The organism is Nostoc sp. NMS2, from assembly GCF_017115105.1.
Taxonomy (GTDB): Bacteria; Cyanobacteriota; Cyanobacteriia; order Cyanobacteriales; family Nostocaceae; genus Nostoc.
Genome location: NZ_JABXKH010000045.1, coordinates 1 through 25,147, shown reverse-complemented (window position 1 = coordinate 25,147; position 25,147 = coordinate 1). Strand labels below are relative to the sequence as shown.

The following is a 25,147-nucleotide window of genomic DNA, read 5'->3' as shown; positions in this document are numbered from 1 at the left end:
TCAATCATTATTTAATGCTGAAATCTTGGCTAATGCATCCTTAAAACTCGGCGGCAACTGACGCATAATCTTGCCTCTTTCGCTGTCTAAAGCGACTAAAGTCACCTTGGCAGTAACATACAATTGTTGTCCATCGGTTGAGACAATGGCATAATCCCAATTAATTCGGACACCAGTTACCTCAGCCATGCGCGTTTTTACTACCACTGCCATACCCAATTGAATTGAACGATGATAACGCAACGACATTTCTACAACTAGTAAATCGCAACCTATAGCGACTAAATCAGCAAATTCAATCCCTATAGATCGCAAGCATTCAATCCGCGCTTCTTCCATCCAAGCTACATAAGAACCGTGCCAGACAACACCTGCATAGTCAGTGTGGTGGGGTTGCACTCTCACAGGATATTCAAACCAATTCCCAAATTCATGACTTGATGGATTGTCAAGGGCAGTGGTGGGTGGTAATTTTGGTTGGCTGGGTTTTTCTTGTGACATTTTCATTTTTTAAACACCTATAAATTTTTCAAAGATGGAATAGCATAAAAATTAATTGCGTTCCATAACTTATTGATTTAATATTTACACTTCCGAGTATGGGGAGTGTTTTGTTATGCAGCCTAATCTCCGGTATGTTAGTCTTATTACTTTAACTCTACTTAGTTTACTAGGTTTTGGGATGGTGTATCCAGACAATAACCAGGTAAGCACAAATATAAGGTTGAAATACAACTCTGGAGAAAAAGCTCAAGCTTTACCCCAGAATAATCAGCTTTTAGACATTGAAAGGCTCAATAAAGAAGCTATCAAAGAATCTCGCCAAGGTCAATCGCAAGAAGCGTTGCAGAGATTACAAAAAGCATTAGCCATTACTAGAGAATATGGAGAGCGCTCTTGGGAAGCGGTAACATTCAATAACATCGGCAGAATCTACCAAAGTCAAAGAAAGTATCCTGAAGCACTTCAATCCTATCAGCAAGCCCTATTAATTAATAGAGAACTTGGGGATCTTGTTCGACTTGGCAAAACCTACAGTAACATAGGTTACTTATTTGATATCCAAAATCAACCAGAGTTAGCAATTTTTTTCTACAAGCATTGCTTAATTAATCGTGAAAAAGCTCGCTTGAATCCATCAGCACTGAGTGCGCTACAACCAGATGCTTACAGCATAACTGTTAGCCAGACATATCGCATTTTGGGTGAACGATTGCTCAAACAAGAACGTGTTGCTGAAGCCCAAAGGACAATGGATTTGCTCAAAGTTGAAGAACTAGAAGAATATCTCCAGACTGTGCCAGGTAATCAACGGACTGTCAAAGGTATTAATATAGCCGCTACAGAAAAACCAATTAAACAAAAGTTGGATCAAACTTTGGATAGTGCTGTTGTGTTGGGTAAAGAACTGACAACACTACGGAAAATTTCTCCCAAGGAGCGATCGCTCGAACAGAAACAACGCATCGAGCGATTAGTCTTAAATCAACAGCAACTTTTGGATAAATTTAACGAATTTATCAATAGTCCTTCAGTGAAAACACAGATAAACCAAATTAGCCGTACAGCTAGGCGGCAAAATTTGGATTTGGAGAATCTCAACGAACTTCGGGATAATTTGGCGAGATTGCCTCAAAAATCTGCAATCCTCTACCCACTGATTTTAAAAGATAGCTTGGAATTGGTATTAGTCACTCCTGAATCCCCACCAATTCATCGCACCGTTGCTGTAAAACGCGAAAACCTCTATCAAACAATTGCTGCTTTCCGCCAAGCTTTAATCAATCCCAGCCGAAATATCAAAGCACCTGCACGTCAATTGTATGACTGGCTAATTAAACCTATAGAAAAAGACCTGAAGCAATCAGGTACACAAACTCTGATTTACGCTCCAGATGAGCAGTTACGCTATATTCCTATAACTGCTTTATATGATGGCAAACAATGGTTAGTGCAGCGTTTGGGTGTAAATCACATTACATCTGCCAGTCTGACTAACTTAAATACTCCACAAGAATCTACTTTGCGGGTTTTAGCTGGTGCTTTTACTAAAGGTAATTATCAAATTAAAGTTGGGAATCGACAGGTTGCTTTTACTGGTTTGCCCTTTGCAACGCAGGAAGTGGAAAACTTAGCCTCTACGTTTCCTGAAACTACGAAGCTTTTAGACGCTGCTTTTAGCCCCAAAGTCGCTGTACCCCAAATGGATGATTATACAATTGTCCATTTAGCGACTCATGCAGCCTTTGTGGTCGGTAAACCAGAAGATTCGTTTATTTTATTCGGGAATGGCGATCGCGTTAACTTGAGAAATGTTGCCACTTGGTCGCTTCCCCATGTAGATTTGATAGTGTTGAGCGCCTGTGAAACCGGCTTGGGAGGTAAGTTAGGTAATGGGGAGGAAATTTTGGGCTTTGGCTATCAGATGCAACAAACTGGCGCAAGAGCCGCGATCGCCTCGCTGTGGTCTGTGGATGATGGTGGTACACAAGCACTTATGAGTGCTTTTTATGGTATACTTTCCACCAATAAGTTGACTAAAGCTGAAACCTTACGACAAGCTCAAGTCTCATTAATTAATGGAAACTGGAAGGCAAAAAGTCACAATGTACCCGTGGCCGCAGTTAGTGATTTTAGTCACCCGTACTACTGGGCATCCTTTATTTTGATTGGCAATGGACTTTAGGTGTTGATCGTTCCCCACCTCTGCCAAAGGATGCTTTTTCAGCTTGTGGCTAATGTGTCAGCCAGAAAATTCATTAAAAATTCATAGAAAGCGGCGGGAAACTCCATCCCCTTGTGGATAGAGAGGGATAGTCGCCCCGCCGCTTAGGCCAAACAGGGCATGAAGCATTGGTAATTCTTCCCCATGCTCAAAAACTTCATTCCCTCGTGGGTGGAGTTTTTCATAATTGCGTTATGGTAAGTAGATTTAAAGTAACCGCTCAATAATCCGGAGTAAATCGCTCAGTGACAAGGCTCAAATGACGTAAACTCGTTCCTGAACTGGTAGTTCGCCCCGATTTATTGAGCGGATACGATTTAAACTCCAGACAATACAGGGTTGCTGGGAGCATCCCAAATGTGCAAGTTTATTTTTATACGGGATTTTGGCTTAGGCCAATAATGAAATAACGAACCGCCCTTCGGGTTCACCAGTCGCTTACGGTGGGAAACCCGCCTACAGCGCTGGTTCACCAAGTACGCCAAGTACGCCAAGGAAAGAGGTTTGTACAGGGTTTTTGTACCAATCCTGTGTCTTTTAGCAAAATTGGGATGCTCCCGGGTTGCTTGCCTGATAGTTGTAGGTTTTTTTAACCTGTCTTTTGATTAGGAATTAGTAATTACTAGATTATGTTGATTGTGATTAGCAGTTTTTAACTTTCAGCTAAAGGCTCAAAATTCGGCTTGTGAGGCTTTGGTAGATACAAAAAAATACGTAGGGGCTAGCTACGAGCCAATAACTTAATGATCATAGAGAACAGGTAAGAGCGATCGCTAACTAAGCCACCATTACCAATTACCGATAATCGATTTCTAAGAAAGCGATCGACCTTTGGAACCTTAATATTTCTTGGCAAGAATTTTAGAGTCTGTATCGGTTTGCATAGATTGCTTGACAAGATCAGCTAGATCGTCCAGTTGGCTAATTGCCTCTGCGCCTTCTAGCTTCATTAATTCGCGGTCATCCCGCATTTCTGTCCAAGTAATCCCGTAATCGGACACCAAAAACCGAATCAGGTGGTTATCACCCAAGCTAACCATAAATGATGCACTATTCATTTGGTCGCCACAGGTATAACAAGAAGCAGGATACCCGCGCCGCTCTAATACGACCGCCAAGGCTTGCAGGTTCATTACCAAGTCTTGGACGAATTGTCGATGTTGATGTGCTAGTCTCAGAAACACTTTTGTCCTCCAGACACCACAGTCATTTGAGTTTCTTTTATATTTTCTTTAGATTTTCTCATCCACTGGTATTGTAGACTATTCAATACAATTACCAGACAGATAATATTGAGTCTTAATTGACTACCTTGTTTAGGGTAGTAGATCGGGATTTTGAGCGCCGTATCAAACTATTCAGTTTGCAAATTAAAAATCTCGGACAGAATTTCTAAATTTAACTATATCTTTATACACTTCTGTCAGGGTAGATTCTTACATAAAGCATTCCGCTTTAAGAGTAACTTAAATCTAGCACTAGTCAAGTACAGAAAAGCTTCATATTTCGTTTTTACTGACAACGTGCAGTTAAATTCAGTGTTATTTAAAGCTATAACTTAGTTTTACATCGTTATAGTATCTCTTTTAGATGTTTAATCTGTTCTCTTTCTAACGTAGATTTTGGTATAGACAAATCATTAGGTATACCACATTTGTTCCTTCCGTATATATAAAGTTAAGCAAATGACAGTGCAAATTTGAGATTTAGTACTAAAACCAGATTAAGTATAGTACTTTATACAAACTTCACGGAACCGATAGACAAGTCTGAGTGTAGAATCCAGAATGGATCAACTTAACACTGACAGTACCTAAACTCAGCAGAGCAATGTTGCCATTTAGGCAATATTTTCAGCTATTTTGGGATTCTCCTCAAAAAGTGGTAGGAACCAAAGCACAGAAATTTGGAAAGATTTTTATCTTAGTTTGGTTTTGCCAAAAAAAATGCACGTATAGTATATTTCGATTATTTATTCAAACTGAGTAATTATTTTTTATTGGAAGTTGGCATGGGGCATGGCTCACATCTTGCACCTAGCCCTAGCGATTAGAAATCGCGGCTATACAAACGAAGTCCGCCTGCGCGGACTAACGCAAAATCAATGTTTTCAACCCGCGCAGGCGGGTTTTGCCTGTGTAGCCGCGACTTCCAGTCGCTTGGTGCAAGATATAAGATGGGGCATTGAACAAATGACCAATGACAAATGACCAATGACAGCCCTTGCCAGTTAGCTTTAATTGCGCCAACCTACTTAAACATTACTCGTAGTGCTAACAAGTTTTTCCCCTTTTAACATCCGCGCCGCAGCTTCGAGGAGAGCTTCTTCGAGATAGGGCTTGGTAAAGTAGCCACTAGCACCGAGTTGAGCGGCAATTTGTCTGTGCTTATCTGCACCCCGCGAGGTGAGCATAGCGATCGGTAGGTGGTTGAGGTTAGAGTCTTTCTGAATGCGAGAGAGTAATTCCAGACCATCGCAACGGGGCATTTCGATGTCGCAAAATACGATATCGCAAGGCAGACCGGAGCGGAGTTTATCCCAAGCTTCCTGTCCGTCACGCGCCTGTTCTACGCGATAACCTGCTTTGTTAAATGTCAGGGATAGCAATTCTCGGACTGTAATGGAGTCATCCACGATCAACACTGTCGGATCAATCTTCGCAGGAGATGTATCTGCGGGAACCCCTTTCTGCTGCCAAGAATTGCCACCTATTTGTGTAGAAATCCGTCCTTGGAAGATGTCAATGATTTCTAGCACGTCAGCAATAGGCATAATTCGACCATCACCCAAGACAGTAGCACCAGCTACACCAATGGGTTTAGGTGCTGGCCCTTCAAATTGCTTAATTACAATTTCTTGTTCGCTTAACACCAGGTCAATCTGTAGAGCAATCATGGTATTTGCCGATCGCACCACAACCACAGAAACCATATCATCATCTCGCGTACCGCCATAGACATTACCGCGACTGATTTGCCGATTGAAGGTTAAAAGTTCCTTCAGAGGTCGGAATGGCAACACCGTATCGCGCCAGGAAATAAATGATTGTCCATTGGCATCGTGCTGAATATTTTTCACTGGGATATCCAGCGTATCTTCTACACCGTCCATCGGGAAAGCAATTCTAGATCGATCGGAGACGCAGCAAAGAGCTTTACAAATACTCAAAGTCAGTGGTAGACGAATAGTGAAGGTGGTTCCCTTGCCGATCGCAGAATCGGTGTTCACTGTCCCCCGAATTTCGCTAATCTCGGAACGCACTACGTCCATACCTACACCACGACCAGAAATTTCATCTGCTTGGTCTTTGATTGTAAAACCAGACTGGAACAGCAGATCGTAGACTTCTAGGCGAGACATGGCTTTTGCTTGCGCTTCTGTAATCATGCCAATCTTCACCGCCTTAGCCTTAACCTTTGCGGAATCGATACCTGCGCCATCATCGCCTACAGAAATAATCGTTTGGTTGCCTTGGTGGAAGGCACGGATAGTAATGATTCCCACAGGTGGTTTACCAGCACCTTGTCGTTCTTCTGGCGTTTCAATACCGTGAGCGATCGCATTATTCAGCATGTGAGTTAACGGATCGGTCAGATGATCCAAAATCATCTTGTCAATTAAGGTATCGCCACCTTCGATTACCAACTCTACTTGTTTGCCACACTTGATGGCGTTGTCGCGCACTCCTCGCCGCCAGCGATCGATAGTTTGGGCAAAAGGAACCATCCGCGCTCTTGTTAATCCCTCTTGTAGCTGGGTGGTTACTTGGCGGAACTGCCTTGCGACTCGCTCGGTTTCTTCGGTGACAAAATCAATGTCACTAGCCGACTCACGGACTCGCACAATGCGCTCAATCATCTGCTGTGAGAGTGTATGGAAGGGAGTAAAACGATCCATTTCTAACTCGCTAAAACCCCTGTCGGCATTGGAATCAGGCGCTTGTAAGCTGGAGTCTTTCTTTTTGCGTCCAGCTAATAGAGAGGCTTCTAGGAGCGATCGCTCGTACAACTCTTGCATCCTTGCGCCCACATCCGAGAGTTGTTGTACCTGAATCAGCAAGTTATCTAATGACTGTCTTAGCCGTTCATGATCTTGCTCTAAGGTATTGCGATTTACCACCAACTCCCCGACTAAATTACTCATATCGTCCAGTTGCTTAACTGGAACCTTCATCGTTTCTTCAAATCTTGCAGCCCGGCGAGTAGAGGGACGGGGAGGTTTGCTGGTGTTCGATTTTGCTGCTGGTGAATGGGATATTTTTTGATCCGCTTCTGCCAGCAACTTCTCCAAGTCACCAAATTCATCTATACCTGGTGATGGAACGTCATTTTTCGCCAAGACTGGTTGAGTATTGAAGGGCTGGCGTTGACGTAGCCCGTCGTAGACATCGCTATTGTTATCTGTACCGAGCAATTCTTCTAGGGCTGCAAAATCTACATCTGGTATTGAGGTAGCTTTGGGGTTAAGTGCTATTTCTTCTCCTAGTAATGCTTCCAAGTCCGCAAAATCATCTTCTGGAGCAACTACTTCAACGGTTTCTGTCGTTACCACTTCTTCACTTGAGGCAACAATAGCATTTTCTTCCTCTGACACTGTTACAGATTCAGATGTCTCTCCTAAATCATATAAATCGGTTTCTACATCTTCCTGAATAATCGTTTGTGTAAAGTCATTGACATCTTGCGAATCAATTGTTGCCGCGTTTTCTTCTAATTCTTCTTGGTTGGTTGCTTCTAATAGAACAGTTTCTGTAAACAATAAATCATTTTCAAAACCCAGTCCTGTATCCTCCAAATCTGTGTTTTCTGGGAATTCAAAAGCAGTTTCTAAATTATTTTTCTCCTCAGTTACTAAAATTTCTAAGTTTGTTTGGGCTGAATCTGAAGTTTCACCAAAACTAATATCTAAAGAAGTTTCTGTAAGAGATAGTTCATCCACAGTATTCTCTGTGGTTTCCATCTGAATATAGGTTGATGTAGCTACATCTTCCAACAGCAGTTGCGGATTTTCATCGAAAGAGTCGAACAAATCATCTGGCTGTGCTGGGACTGAATCTAAAGTTTCTGTAAGAGATAGTTCATCCACAGTATTCTCTGTGGTTTCCATCTGAATATAGGTTGATGTAGCTACATCTTCCAACAGCAGTTGCGGATTTTCATCGAAAGAGCCGAACAACTCATCTGGCTGTGCTGGGACTGAATCTAAAGTTTCTATAAGAGATAGTTCATCCACAGTATTCTCTGTGGTTTCCATCTGAATATAGGTTGATGTAGCTACATCTTCCAACAGCAGTTGCGGATTTTCATCGAAAGAGCCGAACAACTCATCTGGCTGTGCTGGGACTGAATCTAAAGTTTCTGTCAGAGATAGTTCATCCACAGTATTCTCTGTGGTTTCCATCTGAATATAGGTGGATGTAGCTACATCTTCAAACAGCAGTTGCGGATTTTCATCGAAAGAGCCGAACAACTCATCTGGCTGTGCTGGGACTGAATCTAAAGTTTCTGTCAGAGATAGTTCATCCACAGTATTCTCTGTGGTTTCCATCTGAATATAGGTGGATGTAGCTACATCTTCAAACAGCAGTTGTGGATTTTCATCGAAAGAGCCGAATGAATCAAGTTCAGCAGATATTTCTGGGGGCTGATGAGTAAATTCTGGAGCAAAATCTAAATCTGGTTGTTGCGGACTGAGAATTTCTTCCCCTAGATGCTGTGCAAACAAAGGCGTTTCCGGCGTGGAGGTATTGCTGATTACCGGAGAAATAGTTGAGTCACTCTGTGCTAATTCATCAAATAAATCATTTCCAGAATCTGATGAGAATATCAAATCTAGCTGCTCTTCGGGCTGGAAATTGATATCCAATTCTTCCAAGCCCAAACTGTCTCTAGCAGAAGGTATAGACTGCTGACTGTCAGCAAAGATATCATCAGTCGTAGCAAACAAACTCTCCTCTAACGCCCTTTCCACATTCTGCTCAATTAAGGAATTAAATTCTTCTTGTTCCTCTATACTTTCCTGATTCCAGAAGCTACTCAGATCATTTTCTGATTGAGAAAATTCAGGTGTTGTTACCGTAGATATATCAAACAAATCACCGATGTCTGATTCGCTTGTAGGCAATAGTATCTCTTCTTCCATTTCAGCAAACAGATTGTCTGAAGATAAGTCTGTTTCCTGGGGTAATTCTATATAATCACTAGGGGTAATTTCTTCTACCCAATTTGCATTTTTAGTTTCTGATAATAAGTTATCAAAACTATTTGGTTGATTGGTCGATAATTCCACACTGGCGAATGTCTCAGTTTCTGATTGAGTCACTTCGTCTGTAGGCAATATTTCATTATCATCATCTAGTGCCAGTGTCAATAAATCTTCAACTACATCGTTTTGGTTGACATCAGCAAGCTGGTTTGTCTCACTAGGAATATCAATAAATTCTTGTAAATCTTCGGAAGAAGAGTCTAAATTTATATCAAGTACGTTAATAGAACTTAACTCTGGAGTCGTAGCAGATATTTGTTGATGTTGCGGTTCTGAATTCTCTTTTTCTAGGAAATTATCGCCAAATAACAGGGATAAATCTTCCGTCGTGGCTGTAGTTGCTACTTGATCCAAGGAGAGTAAATCAGATAAATCGCTATGAGCATCCTCAGCATCAGTACTGCTGAAATCAATTCCAAAATCATCAGTGGCAACAATATCTAAGGTTTCTTCTTGATGCCAAGTTTCATCTAGTTCAGGAGTTTCACCTTCAAATAAATCGGCAAGGGTATTTAACTCAGCTATTCCTACCTCTGGCCCATTGGGGTCAAGATTGTTACTGATTGGATGTGCTTCGTCATGTGTGGTGAAAGAAAAACTAGTGTGAGTTGCAGCGTTGAGTGCTGTCCCTTGTTGAATATAGGGGCGATCGCTAGTATCTTTATCTAGATGAAGTTCGTCGGTTGTTTGGGCTAGGTCTAACTGCTCGGTGTTGCCAGATAAAATTGGCTCTGACGTAGTTAATGATTCTGTCAAAGCCGCAGACTGTTCATCAAACAAATCAGGGGTAACTTCTAACAACTCAATTTCTGCCAAGCTCAAAAGTGCTTCTAGTTGCTGACTAATTGCAATTTCGGTTTCCCTACCTTGCAGGACTAATTCTTGAGCTTGCTTGATTTCGGTAATGACAATTTTAGCTAAAGTCAGATAAGTATTTTCAGGATTGCCGATCGCACTGGCTGCTGCTTGACACAAACCACACCACTTGGACAAATTCCAAGTCTCACCAAGTTGGACTAACTGGTAACAGGATTGTTGAAGGTTTTGCCGAGTTGAGGGTGTTGTGGTTTGCTTAAACAATTGCAACATTTCCCGCAGTGTTTGCAGCACTTGGGCTTGAAACTCGCCCCAATTATTATGTTCTTTAGCGGTGACTGGCAAATGTACCTGCTGAGGTGCTACTGAGACAGATATTTCTGGAGATTCCTGATGGGTGTCTTCTGCCAAGCTAGGAATATCTCGCCGCAGGAAAAGTTCTGTAAGTGTGGAGACATTCTCTACAGAGGTTGTGTGGAGTTCTGTTGCGTCAGAATTGCTGACTACTCCACTCTTTCCTTGTTCTACAAGTAGTTCTAGATGTTGATACAGCCATTGAAAGACTGGCTCTGTTTCTGACATCAAAGTATTAGCTGCATCTTCAGAAAGACCATAGGGCCCGCTCAAATGCTCTAACAGCGATTTCAGGGTATCAGATACACCAAGAAATAAAGACTCTAATTTTTGGTCAATCTGAACCGGATTATCTTTAAGAACTTTGAAACAATCTTCCAGACGGTGGGAGGTATGCTGGATGCTAGTCAATCCAAGCATCGCCGCTCCTCCTTTGATGGAGTGAGCAGCCCGGAAGACTTCACTGATCATTTCCGGGTCGTTCAGGGTACCTTCTAGATTCAGTAACCCCTGCTCAATGGTATTCAGGTGATCCCTGGCTTCTTCGATAAAGTAACCCAAAATCCTCTGTTGTTGTTCCGGCAGCATAGTTTTTTAGTCAAGAGTCATTAGTCATTAGTTATTAGTCATTGGTCATTGGTCATTAGCAAATAAGAAAAGACAAAGGACAAATGACAATTTATCTGGTTTCCATCGTTTCCACTCGGAAACGTTCAACGGAGGCGATCAAGTCACGGGATACACCTACTAAGTGTTGTAGGGCACCTGAAACTCGCTGTGCTTCCTGGGAAGTTTCTTGGGCGGTCAGTTCTACTGATTGCATTACGTGAGCGACGGCGCGGGAGGTTTCAGTTTGTTCCACAGTGTCGCTGGTAATAGAGCGCACAAGAATATCGATGCGATTCGCCACTTGAATAATGTTTTCGAGCGATCGCTTGGCTTCTTCTGCCAATTTTGTCCCTTTAATTACTTGTTGTGTGCCTTCTTCCATCGCGGTCATTACAGAGCCTGTTTCGCTTTGGATTTGCATCACAATTTGTTCAATTTCCTTCAGGGATTTAGCAGATTTATCTGCTAACTGGCGCACTTCGTCTGCTACGATCGCAAACCCGCGTCCAGCTTCTCCCGCTCTTGCGGCCTCAATACTAGCATTGAGTGCTAACAAGTTGGTTCTGGAAGCAATCTGCGAAATCAACGCCACAATTTTAGAAATTTCTTGAGAAGATTCCGCCAACCGCTTCACTTTGCGAGTGGTTTCGGCAACGGTTTCTCGAATTTCTAAAATCCCTGCGACGGTATTTTCTACTGCTTCGCCACCTTTGAGAGCGATCGTGCTAGCATCACGAGCAACGGTTTCGGCTTCTCGTGCCGCCTCTGCGACTCGCTGAATCGAGTCGGTCATTACCTGTACAGAATTCAGCGTTACTGCTAACTCTTCTGCTTGGCGCAAAGCATCACTAGATAAGGCTCTAGCAAAAGTTTCAGAGTTGGTTGCACCTTTTGTTACATCCTTCGCTGCCACTTTTACCTGTTGCACAATATCTCTCAGGTTTTGAATTGTCAAGTTAAAAGCGTCGGCTACGGCTCCTAGTACGTCGGCTGTCACTTCAGCTTGGACTGTTAAATCGCCTCTAGCAGCACCTTCCACATCATCCAAGAGACGAATCACCTGACGTTGCAGGTTTTCCTTGGCTTCCTCTTGTTCATCGGCTTTCCGTTGGGCTTCACTTGTAGTTGTGAAAATTACCCGCGCCATTTCATTAAAGCCAGTGGCTAAATGCCCCAATTCATCTTCGGAAAACACTGTAGCTTGAGCATTCAAATTTCCTTGGCGTACAGCTTCAAACTGAGCTTGCAGATCGTTAGTTGTGCGCCGAATTTGTTTGAGTGCAAAATTCCCCATGAAGCCTGCGGTGGTAAAACCTGCAATCCCAGCAGCTAGGGACATTGCCCAACCTGTGTTTCGGACTGATTCACGTTGTTGGGCTGGCGAAAACGTGGTGGCCACAAAGCTAACTGTGGCTACAACCAGCGCTGAGACAATGCCCACACTTCCAGCAATTAACCATTGTTTCCGTTCTATGGAGGCATTCTCTAATGGTGCTAACCAGCCTTGCTCGACGCTAACGTTAGGTTCTAGTTTTGAAACATCTGTTTGGCTAAAGACTGGAACTCCTTCATGGGAACCAGTCATCGAGAATAGTTCCTCTTCGCGATCGGCTGCATTGCTTCCAGAAGTATCCGTGCCTTGAGAGCGTCCACTGCTACTAGTTTCTGCTGGAGCAGAATACATTGCTGCATTACCAAAGTTAGAATTTTCTTCGATCAGGTCAAACCCTGGAATGTTTCCTAAATCGTCAAATTCCTCAAAGTCATCTAAAAAGTCAATATTGCTCTTAGAATTTTCTCCATTCAGTATATTGTTTGAGTCTTCATAAGAACTTAAACCATCTGAGCCAAAGGCAGACTCAAATGCTTCCATATCAAAGTTTTCATCATCAAAGCTATTTTTGTTGATGATTTCACCTGATTTCATCTGCTTTTCTTCCAGAGGTATATCGCTCTTAAAAGATGAATAATTATCAGATAATTCTGGTTGAAACTCTTGTTCTGTTTCCAACTTTTGTGACTTCAACCAATCGGATGATTCGGTTTCAGGTAAATCATATTTACTGTTGTTATTTGTAGTTTTTGAACTATTTTTAGGTTCTTCTTCAACAACAATAAATAAAGTCTCGTCTCCAAAATTAGAGTTTTTATATTCTAAATTCCCAATCTTAAGCTCTGGAGACTTTGGCTCACTCAACAAATCAGAGAAATTATTTTCGCTACTACTGGTTGGGGAATTAGAAGATGAAGAGTTATTATTGTTAATAGCTGAATTTTCGCGATCGGGATTTATCTCATTCTCTGAAAAATGACTATTTACTAATGATTCTTCATGGCTCTCTTCTGAAATATCTTCCTGCCAAAAAGCAGGCAATTCTAATTCTGTTTTTTCCTCATAACTACTACTATTTAAATCTTGTTCCTCTGATTCTTCATCCAAAGCAAAAGGGTCATCACCAAAAGCTATAGAAGAATCTGATATTTTTCTTGTTCCAATACTATCTTCTGTGGGGATATCAAATGGACTATTTGAAGATAGTTCTTCAACCCCATCCACAGTTTGTTGATGCTCTCCAAAAAAGTTCAAATCAAGGTTATTACTGTCAAACTCCTCACTAGCGCCCAAATCTTCTAATTCTGGTTCGCTATATGCCAGTGGATTAGACATCTCTGAGGAATTTATTTGCTCTTGACTTTCTGATGTATCAATCTGTCCACCAAATGACTGTAAATATTGATTGATATTCTCAATTCCATTATTGGCAAAAACAATAATTTCTTGATCGTTAGTCAAGCTTAATACCTGTTGATATTCTTCTTTTGCGACATCGTACTGCTGCAAAACATAGTAGATGTGACCCCTTAATAAATGAGTGTTGGGGTCATTTGGTAGATTTTGCACCACTCGATCAACTAAAGTGGCGGCAACCTCATAATTTCTTTGAACATAGGCGGTCATCGCCTGTTGATACGTTGGCTCGTAATTATCAATACTTGCTGCCATTTCCTCCTCCAATTTCATCCTGCCCACCTAGCACTCCGTACAATTGCCATTTGATCGAGCAGTCGTAGACACTGATTATTTTTAGCACTTAATAGCCACTCTCCACGTAGAAAGGGAACCATAGTATCTGGAACACTAGTTGGTGGCATGAGATTCTGGACATCTAACCAGTCCATACCACCGATTTCCTCTACTGCTAAACCCACTATTGTCTCTTGCTCTTCGATGGCAATCACCGAAATTTCCGCTCTATCCGTGTTTAATGCACTTGCTTCCCCTAGAAATTGACCCAAATCAGCCACCCAAATAACTCGACCTCGTAAATTTAGAGTACCCAAAAGTAAAGGAGAAGCATTAGGAATCGGGGTGATTCTATCAGGACTTAGTTCAATTACCTCCCGAATGCCAGTTGCTTGTAGTGCAAACTCCTGATGCGAGGGAATGTAAAATCTCAAATGTAACTCACCTTCAGGACTTTCTACTTGTAATTCTGGTCGGAAGTGGTCTTGACCGCTACCACTTAAAAAGTCCGGTTTGCTGACCATATTGCTTTTATCCTTATCCTCGCAGCAGTTGTTTGACTGTTCCTACCAACTCGGTTGGTTGAAACGGTTTGGCTATGTAGGCATCTGCACCCTGTTTCATGCCCCAGTAGCGATCGAATTCTTCGCCTTTGGAAGAACACATAACCACAGGGACATTTTGGGTTTTTGGATCGGATTTTAACCGCCGACAAACTTCGTAGCCGTTCATCCGGGGCATGACAATATCCAACACCACTAAATCGGGAGGTGCTATTTGAATTGCCTCCAATGCTTCTAATCCGTCACTGGCATGAGTAACTGTTAGGCCAGTTGCTTTCAGGAGGTCTGTAATCATCTCCCTTTGCGCGATACTGTCTTCCACAATCAGAACTGTACTCATAAATGTCTATTTACCTCCTGATGTAGACGTTCCTGTTTGGAACATTCCCTGATTCCTCCGCAATGATTAACTGTATAAATTAATTTTATGTCTTCACTATTTTCCCTGAGATTGACGTTTCACTGAGTTAGCTGACTCTGTGATAACATCTTTTTACTCATCTTTTAGTAGATCAACAAATCTTCTATCTGTTTATATGCTTCATGGATGAGGGGGATGAGGGAGCAGGGAGCAGGGAGACAAGGAGGACAAGGGAGACAAGGGGGAATTATTGAATAGTCTCTTCCTTGTCTCCCCCCTCTTCCTTGTCTCCCTTGTCTCTTCTTCATGCCCTGTTTGGCCAATGCCCAATGCCCAATTTTCATTGGTTGTTGAGATATTTTTCTACGATCATGAGTAATTCAGTGTCTGTAAATGGTTTTGTTAAATAATCTGTTGCCCCGACCATACTAGCTTTGACTCGATCAATAAATCCATCTTTACCAGTAAGCATGATAATCGGTGTGAGCCGAAATGCTGTGGAATGTCGCAGCATAGCGCAAACCTCGTACCCTTCCAATTCCAACATGGCGATATCGCAGAAAATTAAATCTGGTTTGAGTTGAAAAACCAGACTCAGTGCCTCTAAGGGATTGGTGAGAACGATCGCTTCATAACCTTGTGCTTGTAAGATGGAATTTATAGTCTCACCGATGGCGATCGCATCGTCAATACATACTATCCGCCCTCTGTGTTTTCCCTTCAATTCCCAGTTGTCATTGTGGGTATCTGGTTGAGTTGTGACTGAATATACAAGTTGTAGCCAACTCTGTTGCACGTAAGGATATATTGCCTTAGCAACTGTCAAAATGTCTCGGTTGAGATAGCGAGCTAGTTGACGCAAGGATGTTTTACCATCAGCCCAATGTTGTAATTTCTCTACGGTTGCTTCTGGTAGCGAGGATTGTAGCTGAACTTTGTCAGATAGCACTGGCAATTGTTCGGGAGACTGAATGTGTGGATAGAGTTCCTTCCACTCTTGCACCTGCTTCGTAATTTTTGTAACAAATGGAGCAATCTCGAAAGTGTTTAATTGTGGGGCAAGTGCCGCACCTTGATGAAAAATGAAGTTTCCTTGGTGTAAACTCAGCAGATCAAACAGAGTTTCATGCACCAAGCCATGAATGATACTACCAGCTATCTTGGGGTTGATAATATTCCGCTCCAAAAGTGCCCACAGATAGGCATACTCTGGTGAGTCGGTTGATGGTAGAGAGGCAATTTGTTTGTCGGTGAGTCGCATCTCGACTCGATAATGACGTAAATAATCGTTAATTCTGGATAAATTACTCTCACCTTCTCGGCAATAGATTATTTGACCATTGAGGAAAAAAACGAACCAAGACTGTTGCTTGGGGCGATAAATACTTGCTCCCTCTCCACTTTGCTTGTTGTTATGGTGAGAGCTAGTAGCTCTCACCCATAGTTGTCCTGTTCGCTGTCCCAACTCAATCAATTGCAGGATACTGCAAATATCAATTTCACTTAAATTTCCCTGCATTTACCTAAAAAGAAGTATTGCTGAATTCTGAATTCTGAATTCAGTATTGATTATGGAGTATTGGCAAGATTTTTACCCTTCTCCTTGTTGGCATTAGGGAATAGATTCAGCTATAAAGCTTAATTTTTCGTAATACACTTGGACAAAGCTAGTGTTAACACGGAAGTCATCATCACTGTCATCAGTACAAAATATAAAGGCGCGACAAACTCGCTTTTATAAATATCAAGGCGTAACATATTGCGTCTATAGTTTTGTCTGTCTTGTTCTCCTAAACCTGGGTTCAGTGAGACAAGTTAACAGAATTATTTAAGGTATATCCCAAAACATGAACTTTAAGTGCATCAATAAAGGACTAACGGTGTGCTGTATTTAGCAGAAGTACAAAAACAGAAAGGTGGTTTACTCAGTGGCGGTGGCAAAACCGAATTGAAACTGCTAGCTTGTCAGCGAACTGACCAGAATTGGAGTACTGTGTCGGAAGAAGTGATTGCTGCTGAGGACGCAAGCAAATTAAATGATGGCGCTTTGGTACTGGTTGAACTGAATCCGAATCGTCAAGTGCAGCGAATTCAAGAAGCAGGACGGCCACTAGTCAATATTTTGCAGAATTTTTCCCGCCAATTGGAGAAATTTAAGCTCAAGGAAGATGAAATCGATCAGTGGAAACAGTCGTTAACGTTTCAGGCGCAAGAGTTGAATCGCCGTGAAATGGACATGGAAGTCCGCTCAGAACAGTTGCAAAACATGGAAGCGGAGTTGCAACAACTGGAGCAGCAAAAACAAGAAGTTGATACATCCCGCCAGGAAATTGAACGGTTACAAACAGAAGTTGAACGCAACCGCCTAGAATTGGAAGGCGCTTGGGAACATTTGCGGGGTGAGCAGCGCCGTCTAGAAGAACATCTTGCGGATTTTAAGCAGGGGACAGTTTTAGATGAAGAGCAAAGTCGGGTAATGAGTGAGTTACTCGATCGCTTATCTAGTCGCGTAGCTCCCACAGAAACAGTCAGAGAACACCTGCATCTGGCTTTTGAATTGGTGGAAAAGCAGCAGGGGACTCTAAACCCGCACTGGCAAAAACTAGAAGCAGAAAAAACTGCGATCGCACAACAGCAAGAAGAAGTGGAGCGGTTGTCACAAACATTTAGCGATCGCCAAAATGCATTGCAAGAAGCACAAAATACTCTAGTTCAGCAAACAGCCCAATTGCAGATAAATACAGCTGACCTGACCAGCAAGCAAGAGTATGCGCGGATAATCAAAGAGCAGTTACGAAACGCCGAAGAGTTATATCAACAAATTCACTCTTTAGCTGCAACATCTGGTGATGTAGTTCTCGGCCAGCAAGCTAATGTGGAAGCTTTGGATAAAATGTCTTTAGAAGAACTACAAAAGATAGTCCAAGACTTGCAGCATAAGCTGGAAATAGATGCTAGCTTTGTTCACGATCAAGAACAAGAACTGAAATATAAAGAAGAAGCTATAGAAGGGCTGCAAAATAAATTAAGCCAAGCATCTGACCAAGATCACATCAATTTGGAACTGGAATTAACGGATGAAAAAGACCTCTATCAGATGCTAAACTCCAGTTTGGTGGGGCAACGCCGCAATATGTTACAGCATCAGAAGTTTCTCAAGCAACACCAGGCTGTATTGCTACGGCGACAGGGACATACTGTTGTTGAGGAAGAAGAGGGTAATAAAGTTAATTTAGAACCGGTTCTGTTACAAATTGAAACCCAGCGACAACAATATTCGCAGGAAATCCAAAAGCTAGAACGTGAAATTGATCAAATCCGTTCTGGTATTGAGCTAAATCAGGGAATGATTGACAATCAAACTCACGATTTGGATGAAAAGCGCCAAGAACTGAAAGCGATCGAAGAAAATTTGCTGTCCCTGCGAAGAACATCTGCTGAATATTGTGGTCGAGTCAATCTTTATCAAGAAGCACTACAACCAATTCAGGATTCTCTTGATGGCTTACGGCAAAAGCTGCAAGGAATTGGAGAATCTTTGGATAAATTCCAGGAAACTGGTGATTATCAAGTCCAAGCGATCGCTCAGTTGCGTCATACTCTCCAAGGTTTAATGCCTCAGCCAGAATTATTAGCATCTTAACAATTTCTGGGGCTTTAGCCTAGCTAAAGCCCAACTACGAATTTAGTTATTATTCCATAAATAAACTAGATTCTACATGAAAAAACTCTCCCAGCTTACGCGCTTCTTCTGTATTTATTTTTTCTTGTCCATTTAAAATATTATCAACCAAATCTTCTGTTCCTAAAATCGCTACTAAATCATCTCTACTTCTCTCAGATTCTTCTAAAATAAATAACAACATAGATATAGGATTATTCTGCTGGTTTGGCTGATAATATTCTTGTTCAAATTTCTCAATTAAAGTAATTAATAACTGATAAAGTTCTTCTTCTTCGGGGGTGCGTTCTCGGTGCATTAAATCTTCCACTATCCCTAAAGCTTGCTCATTTTCAGCTTCACTTTTTATCAGCTTAGGAAGATAAACTGTTAATAATTCCTTGTATTTATCTGGATTAAAAGTAAGGGTCATCTTTCCAGTTCTCCTTATCGTACTCCGCATGGGTGAGGATATACTTAATATAAATTAACTGCCCTTCATAATCTATACTAGCAATTAAGCGATATTTATTTCCTTTAATATTGAAAACTGTAAAATTACCAACAGCTTCAGCTTTAGGAAAAACCTGCTGTACTTCAATTAAATTTGGCCATTTCGCTTTAGTGGCAACCTTATACCAATTGCTTAATGCTTCCTGACAATCTGCATGGTTTTCTGCATATTCTCTTAATATTCTAAAACTAATAATGTGCATCGTACCTGATAACAAAAAGCCTTTAAATAACTATTTAAAACAGATCCAATCGCCTTCTACTTGAGCGATCGCACCACCAGGAAATGGATCGGTTTGCGAACGGTTTGGCGCTGTAATTAAAGCCGTTAATTTCTCAATGTGTTCAAAACCAGGTGCGTGAGTCAATATTTGCTGCAATACCTGACGCATCGCCCGACGTTGCAACGCCAATGGCGCTTTCTGCAATACCCGACGATTTAACCTCAAGGGGAAAGCAAAGGGAGATGAGGAGGATGAGGAAGATATTTCTCCCTCATCTCCCCCACTTATCGCCTCTTCCCGCAACTCCTGTGCGGCTTTTTCCAAATATTCCACTTCGGCTTGGAGAAGTTCTGCTGTTTGGGCTAAGGCTGATTCTACTTGGGGGTTGAAATTTTCTCGCAAATATGGTATCAACTCTTGGCGGATACGGTTACGGGCGTATTGCAAATCTTGATTTGTGGAATCTTCCCAAATTGGTAATTTAAATTCTTGACAAAATTGCTCTGTTTGGGTGCGAGTAATTTCTAAAAGTGGACGCACTAGCATAATGCCTGTAATTAGGGTGCGTTGCCAAGTCAGGGCTTGTAAACCATCGGCACCAGTACCACGAATTAAATTGTAGAGGAGAGTTTCTGCGCGATCGCTAGCGGTGTGTCCGGTAACTATATACTGATAATTGTTTGACTGAGCGATCGCACTTAAAGCTTGATAGCGCCAATCCCGTGCAACAGCTTCACTATTTATAGGAGCGATCGCTGTTTCTAAATAAAAAGATATACCCCAAGTTTTAGCTAAGTTTTCAACGTGATGAGCATTAGCTTGGGAGTCAGAACGCCAGCGATGATCGCAGTGAGCAATACCTAAATCCCATCCCCATTTGGATTGTAAATCTAAAAGTAATTTTATTAAACACAGAGAATCTTGTCCGCCGGAAACAGCGATTAATAACCGCTGGTTGCGCTCAAATAAGTGGCGCGATCGCATTGTGCGATGGATTTTTGCATGTAGAGGAGTCCATACCATAAAGTAATTGATAATGATGCTTCTACATTGCTAATACCGTTTCAAATCGTAACTTTTTTTCAACGCAAAGGTACGCGGAGGTTTTCTAAAGATAATTCGCTACGTCCCAAGATAATTAGGTAACACAAAATAAATAATTTAGAAATCCTTTCTTCTTTGCGCCTTTGCGTGAGATAAAAATACTGTATAAATTCCCAGATAACCTTATGGCAGAAATTCAAATCGGAATCGAAGGCGAAGACGCACCAACAGCAGCCGAAGCATTGCTAGAAATTCCTGGAATATCGGGAAGCTATGAAGTTCCGACGCAAAGAGAGGGAACTCTAGCGGCGATCGCTACTATTATCGGGATTGTGGGTGGTGCTGCTGCTTTAGCTGAACAAATCCGCAAATGGTATCAAGAATGGCATAAATCCCATCCAGGAAAGCAATTTGATGTGGAAATTCTTGACCCTGATACTGGAAACAGGATTTTACTCGAAGAAGCTACTATAGAGGAAATCACGGAAATCCTCAAATCTCTTAGCAAATAAAGTGCAAACTATCCGCATTCAACTTCGGGAAAGTACGCAGGAAACAGTTGAACTCAGGTATTGGCTACCTCAAATAAAGCACTATGAATCACGTCGCCTGAAATTAGCAGAAATCGCTGATTTCCTCAAGCAAGGAGAACGAGATTACTATAAACTGCTGCCCAATTTACCAGGAATCGGGAAGCAGTTATTTTTTTGGTTGGATGGGGATGGACGCTGGTTGAGTCGGGGAATTGCTAACTGTCGCGGTGAGGGGTTGGTAATTGCCATTGATACTGAGCAAAAACTGGCACATCTACCTTGGGAAGTGCTGCATGATGGTCAGGATTTTTTGGTGAAGCGGGTTAATCCAGTGGTGTTACCTCTGCGCTGGATTGAGAAAGAAACAGAAGCGTTTTCTGTGGAAGCACGACAATTGCGAGTATTGTTTATGGCAACCGACCCGGAAGATGTGGAACCAAAGTTAGAGTTTGAACAGGAAGAGGCGAGAATTCTGGCTGATACGCGAGATTTTGCTGTAGATTTGCGGGTGGAAGAAAGCGGTTGCGTTAGCGAGTTGGGTAAGGTGTGGAGTCGCTATCTTGATGACTTTGATGTGTTTCACCTCACAGGACACGCCTCAATTAAAGATGAAGCACCTTACACGCCTTACTTTATCACTGAGACGGAAATCGGCGATCGCCACGAAACCACAGCCGCAGAACTGGCGGAAGTCTTCCGGTTTCGCTTTCCCAAATTGGTGTTTTTATCTGGGTGTCGGACTGGACAAGCACCAGATAAAGGGGCTGTCCCTTCTATGGCTGAGGCGCTTATTGCACAGGGGGCGAGGGCAGTTTTAAGTTGGGGGCGGCCTGTGGAAGATCGGACTGCTACAGCCGCCGCCGCGCACCTCTACGGGAAATTGGCAGCCGGATATCAATTAGCACAAGCACTCGCTAGCACTTACCAGCAGTTGTTTAAACAGAAAGTGGGTGACTGGCATTTGTTGCGGTTATATGTCCAGGGAGAATGTCCCGGTGCGTTGGTGGAACTGTTGGGAGATTTGCCACCCTCTGCGCCGGAACCTGCATACCAACAGTTTTTAGATCCCGATACCCAACAGGTGCGGGTGGCGAAACCCTCTGAGTTTGTTGGCAGACGGCGGACTTTGCAACGTTGTCTCAAAGCTATTCGCACTTCATTAGGGGTACTAATTCACGGACTGGGGGGTGTGGGTAAGAGTACTGTGACGGCGCGACTTCTGGAAAGGATGGTTGGCTATCACAGGCTGGTGAACTTTCGGCAACTGGATGAGGACAAACTGCTCAAAACCCTTGCGGAACAATGTACCTCGGAACGGGGGCATGAAATACTCAATGGCAAGTTACCGTTGATGCAGCGCCTCACCAAGTTTTTCACTGAAGGACTGAATACCAAAGAACAGCGCTTTGCCTTTGTGCTGGATGACTTTGAGGCTAATTTGGATTTACGCAATGGGGTTTATGTCTTGCAACCACAAGTTGTGGAGGTACTGCTGGCGTTGCTGAAGGCGATGCAAAGTTCCCAACTTCCCCACAAGGTAATTATTACCTGTCGCTACAATTTCACATTGTCGGAACTGGATAAACGTCTGTACCGCGAACCTCTGGGTGCTTTGGGTGGGGCAGATTTAATTAAAAAGTATAATCGTCTGGATTCGTTTAATGGCAGTTGGCAATTTCAGCCAGATTTGCCCGAACGTGCCAAAAAAGCAGCAGATGGAAATCCTCGGCTGTTGGAATGGTTAGATAAGATTTTGCAAAATTCCCCGAAGTCGCCAGAAGCCGAGAGGGGAGTTGAGATGATTCTGCAAAAGATGGCAGATAAGGAAAAGGAATTTCGTGAGGATATTTTGGCACAGGTATTGCTGAAGCAGCAAACTCCAGCTTTGCGTCTTATGCTGGGGAAGTTGTTGGTGTATGAGTTACCTGTTCCTCTAGCTGCTATTGACCCGATTTGTGAGGATATCTCAAGTTGGGAAAGTCATATTCAACGCGCTGAAATTTTGGGTTTGTTGGAAGTTACCCTCACCAACAACACAGAGAGGTTGTATCGTGTTCCCCGGATTTTGTCACCGTTGCTAGAGTTTCCAGAAAACCCCAAGGGTGAAGAGTTGTATAAACAAGCTGCACAAATTTTATATCGCCTGTGGTGGGAAGAGGCGGAAACTGCTACGGAAGCACAAAGTTTAGAAATTCATCGGTTGGTGTTGCTGGGGAAGGATGGAGAAATTGCGGGGAAAATAGCCTTCTCTTTAGCAAATAGCTGGAACAATCAAAGCCGATTTCGGGAATCAGTGCAACTGTGCAAATCTACCTTAGAACTCACTCCAGACTACCGCGTTTTACATGAAATAGCTCGCTCTCAAGCAAAACTCGGTGAAGTTGAACAAGCACAGCAGTATTATCAGCAAGCGCTTGAATTTTGTTTGGAAACAGACGAAACACAAAAAGCTGCAATTATTGCTAACTTAGCAGGTATCTATGGTAACAAAGGGGAAGTCGATGAAGCGATTGCACTCTGCAATCAGTCTTTAGAAATAACTGAACGCATTGGTGATGTCGAAGGCAAAGCGGTGACGTTGCACTGTCTGGCAGGTATCTACGCCGATAAAGGGAATGTGAATGAAGCGATCGCACTCTACAATCAATCTTTAGAAATAACTGAATGCATTGGTAATGTTCAAACCAAAGCGGCGACGTTGCACAATCTGGGACTTATCTACGCCAATAAAGGAGAAGTGGAGCAAGCGATTGCACTCTACAATCAGTCTTTGGAAATAGAAGAAGGCATTGGTGGTGTCGAAGGCAAAGCGGCGACGTTGCACAATCTGGGACTTATCTACGCTAAGAAAGGGGAAGTTAATCAAGCACTCGCACTCTACAATCAGTCTTTGGAAATAAAAGAACGCATTAGTCATGTCGAAGGCAAAGCGGCAACTTTAAGCTGTTTGGCAAGTATCTACGCCAACAAAGGAGAAGTGGATCAAGCGATCGCACTCTACAATCAGTCTTTGGAAATAACTAAACGCATTGGTTATGTCAAAGGTAAAGCAGCGACGTTGCACCAACTGGCAGGTATCTACGCCAAGAAAGGGGAAGTCGATCAAGCGATCAAACTCTACAAAGAGTCTCTGAAAATCAAAGAACGCATTGGAAATGTCCAAGACAAAATGGCAACGTTGCATGAACTGGGACGGATGTACGCCGACAAAGGGGAAGTCGATCAAGCGATCAAACTCTATAAGGAGTCTTTGGAAATAAATGAACGCATTGGAAATGTCCAAGGCAAAGCGGCGACGTTGCATGAACTGGGACGGATGTACGCCGATAAAGGGGATGTGGATGAAGCGATCGCACTCTACAATCAGTCTTTGGAAATAAAAGAACGCATTGGTAATGTCCAAGGTAAAGCGGTGACGTTGAACAATCTGGGAATGATCTACGCCAACAAAGGGGAAGTAGATGAAGCGATCGCACTCTACAATCAGTCTTTAGAAATAAATGAACGCATTGGTAATGTCCAAACCAAAGCGGTGACGTTGCACAATCTGGGAATGATCTACGCCAACAAAGGGGATGTGGATGAAGCGATCGCCCTCTACAATCAGTCTTTGGAAATAAGTGAACGCATTGGTGATGTCCAAAGCAAAGCGGTGACGTTGAACTATTTGGGAATAATCTACGCTAACAAAGGGGATGTGCATGAAGCGATCGCACTTTTCAATCAATCTTTGGAAATAAATGAACGCCTTGGTAATGTCCAAGGCAAAGCGGCGACGTTGAACAAACTGGGACTTATCTACGCTAACAAAGGGGAAGTGGATCAAGCGATCGCACTTTTCAATCAGTCTTTGGAAATATTTGAACGCATTGGTAATGTCCAAGACAAAGCGGCGACGTTGAACAATCTGGGATATATCTACGCCAACAAAGGGGAAGTGGATGAAGCGATCGCACTTTTCAATCAGTCTTTGGAAATATTTGAACGCATTGGTAATGTCAAAGGCAAAGCAATGACTCTGTGGTGGTTAGGGCATTTGGCAGAACAGCAGGGTGAATACAGTGACATACTCCTACACTGACTGAGTACAGTACAGGCTTCTCAGCGACTCCCGGTATCCCGTTGGACATTAACTGAGCTTTGTTTAGACTGCACGGGATGCCCCACCGCACAGTTGAACAAGTACAAAAAGTATGTTCTACCTTAGTACCGCTAGAATTTTACCCATTCACGGAGACGACACAAAAATGTCTATTCTTGAGTGGAACCCCATATTCTAGATTGTCTAGGTTTAGTGTACGACCAGCATTTTCGGCTTTGTCTGTACTTATTTATAGTACCATTAATCGTCAGGGTTAGCGCGTCTCAAAGCCTATTGACAAGAGGACTTGCCTGATCAGCAATCTTTGTTGGAAACAAAGTGACACCATCCGAGGTAGGGTAAGATTTAATTC

General features: G+C 42.6%; 15 protein-coding genes. 5 read left to right on the top strand and 10 right to left on the bottom strand.

The features are described from left to right. Positions 1-501: a thioesterase family protein gene (locus HWQ36_RS07260; RefSeq protein WP_292699784.1), complete on the bottom strand. Its 501-nt coding sequence runs from the start codon at positions 499-501 to the stop codon at positions 1-3. 115 nt (positions 502-616) lie between these two features. On the opposite strand from HWQ36_RS07260, the gene HWQ36_RS07255 reads away from it, so the two are divergent. Beyond that, positions 617-2,686 carry a CHAT domain-containing protein gene (locus HWQ36_RS07255; protein ID WP_292699781.1) on the top strand — a complete coding sequence of 690 codons (2,070 nt, stop codon included), beginning with the start codon at positions 617-619 and terminating at the stop codon, positions 2,684-2,686. An 878-nt stretch (positions 2,687-3,564) separates the two neighbouring features. On the opposite strand, the gene HWQ36_RS07250 is transcribed toward HWQ36_RS07255, so the two are convergent. After that, complete coding sequence (locus tag HWQ36_RS07250) at positions 3,565-3,909, bottom strand: DUF1815 family protein (RefSeq protein WP_292699779.1); 345 nt, start codon at positions 3,907-3,909, stop codon at positions 3,565-3,567. Positions 3,910-4,743: 834 nt separating this feature from the next. On the opposite strand from HWQ36_RS07250, the gene HWQ36_RS07245 reads away from it, so the two are divergent. Further along, positions 4,744-4,935 (top strand): hypothetical protein, encoded by a 192-nt coding sequence (locus HWQ36_RS07245; RefSeq protein ID WP_292699777.1) that lies wholly within the window; start codon positions 4,744-4,746, stop codon positions 4,933-4,935. Between the two features lie 44 nt (positions 4,936-4,979). Here HWQ36_RS07245 and HWQ36_RS07240 read toward each other — a convergent pair whose 3' ends face one another. From HWQ36_RS07240 to HWQ36_RS07220, 5 genes are all read right to left on the bottom strand, one after another. Next, on the bottom strand, positions 4,980-10,748 hold the full coding sequence (locus tag HWQ36_RS07240; protein WP_292699774.1) for a response regulator: 5,769 nt from the start codon (positions 10,746-10,748) through the stop codon (positions 4,980-4,982). A 91-nt stretch (positions 10,749-10,839) separates the two neighbouring features. Then, on the bottom strand, positions 10,840-13,773 hold the full coding sequence (locus HWQ36_RS07235; protein WP_292699771.1) for a methyl-accepting chemotaxis protein: 2,934 nt from the start codon (positions 13,771-13,773) through the stop codon (positions 10,840-10,842). Positions 13,774-13,787: 14 nt separating this feature from the next. Next, positions 13,788-14,318 (bottom strand): chemotaxis protein CheW, encoded by a 531-nt coding sequence (locus HWQ36_RS07230; protein ID WP_292699768.1) that lies wholly within the window; start codon positions 14,316-14,318, stop codon positions 13,788-13,790. A 13-nt stretch (positions 14,319-14,331) separates the two neighbouring features. Beyond that, positions 14,332-14,697 (bottom strand): response regulator, encoded by a 366-nt coding sequence (locus HWQ36_RS07225; RefSeq protein ID WP_069073698.1) that lies wholly within the window; start codon positions 14,695-14,697, stop codon positions 14,332-14,334. 361 nt (positions 14,698-15,058) lie between these two features. Beyond that, positions 15,059-16,237, bottom strand: coding sequence for a response regulator (locus HWQ36_RS07220; RefSeq protein WP_292699754.1), 1,179 nt, complete (start codon positions 16,235-16,237; stop codon positions 15,059-15,061). 363 nt (positions 16,238-16,600) lie between these two features. Between HWQ36_RS07220 and hmpF the strand changes: the two genes are divergently transcribed. Beyond that, positions 16,601-18,361 (top strand): pilus motility taxis protein HmpF, encoded by a 1,761-nt coding sequence (hmpF, locus tag HWQ36_RS07215; RefSeq protein WP_292699751.1) that lies wholly within the window; start codon positions 16,601-16,603, stop codon positions 18,359-18,361. A gap of 49 nt (positions 18,362-18,410) precedes the next feature. Here hmpF and HWQ36_RS07210 read toward each other — a convergent pair whose 3' ends face one another. From HWQ36_RS07210 to tilS, 3 genes are read right to left on the bottom strand one after another with little or no spacing between them, the layout of a single operon-like run. Then, a complete protein-coding gene (locus HWQ36_RS07210) occupies positions 18,411-18,812 on the bottom strand; it encodes a hypothetical protein (protein WP_292699748.1) in 402 nt (133 codons plus the stop codon). Further along, positions 18,796-19,095 carry a type II toxin-antitoxin system HigB family toxin gene (locus HWQ36_RS07205; RefSeq protein WP_292699745.1) on the bottom strand — a complete coding sequence of 100 codons (300 nt, stop codon included), beginning with the start codon at positions 19,093-19,095 and terminating at the stop codon, positions 18,796-18,798. Before HWQ36_RS07205 ends, HWQ36_RS07210 begins: the two co-directional genes overlap by 17 nt. Positions 19,096-19,125: 30 nt before the next feature. Then, entirely contained in the window at positions 19,126-20,139 is a 1,014-nt protein-coding gene (gene tilS, locus HWQ36_RS07200) for a tRNA lysidine(34) synthetase TilS (RefSeq protein WP_292699742.1), read from the bottom strand. 206 nt (positions 20,140-20,345) lie between these two features. Here tilS and HWQ36_RS07195 point away from each other — a divergent pair, with 206 nt between their 5' ends. Next, a complete protein-coding gene (locus tag HWQ36_RS07195) occupies positions 20,346-20,672 on the top strand; it encodes a hypothetical protein (protein WP_292699739.1) in 327 nt (108 codons plus the stop codon). A 1-nt stretch (position 20,673) separates the two neighbouring features. Continuing rightward, positions 20,674-24,774, top strand: a complete 4,101-nt coding sequence (locus HWQ36_RS07190) for a tetratricopeptide repeat protein (protein ID WP_292699736.1) — start codon at positions 20,674-20,676, stop codon at positions 24,772-24,774. Positions 24,775-25,147 lie beyond the last annotated feature (373 nt).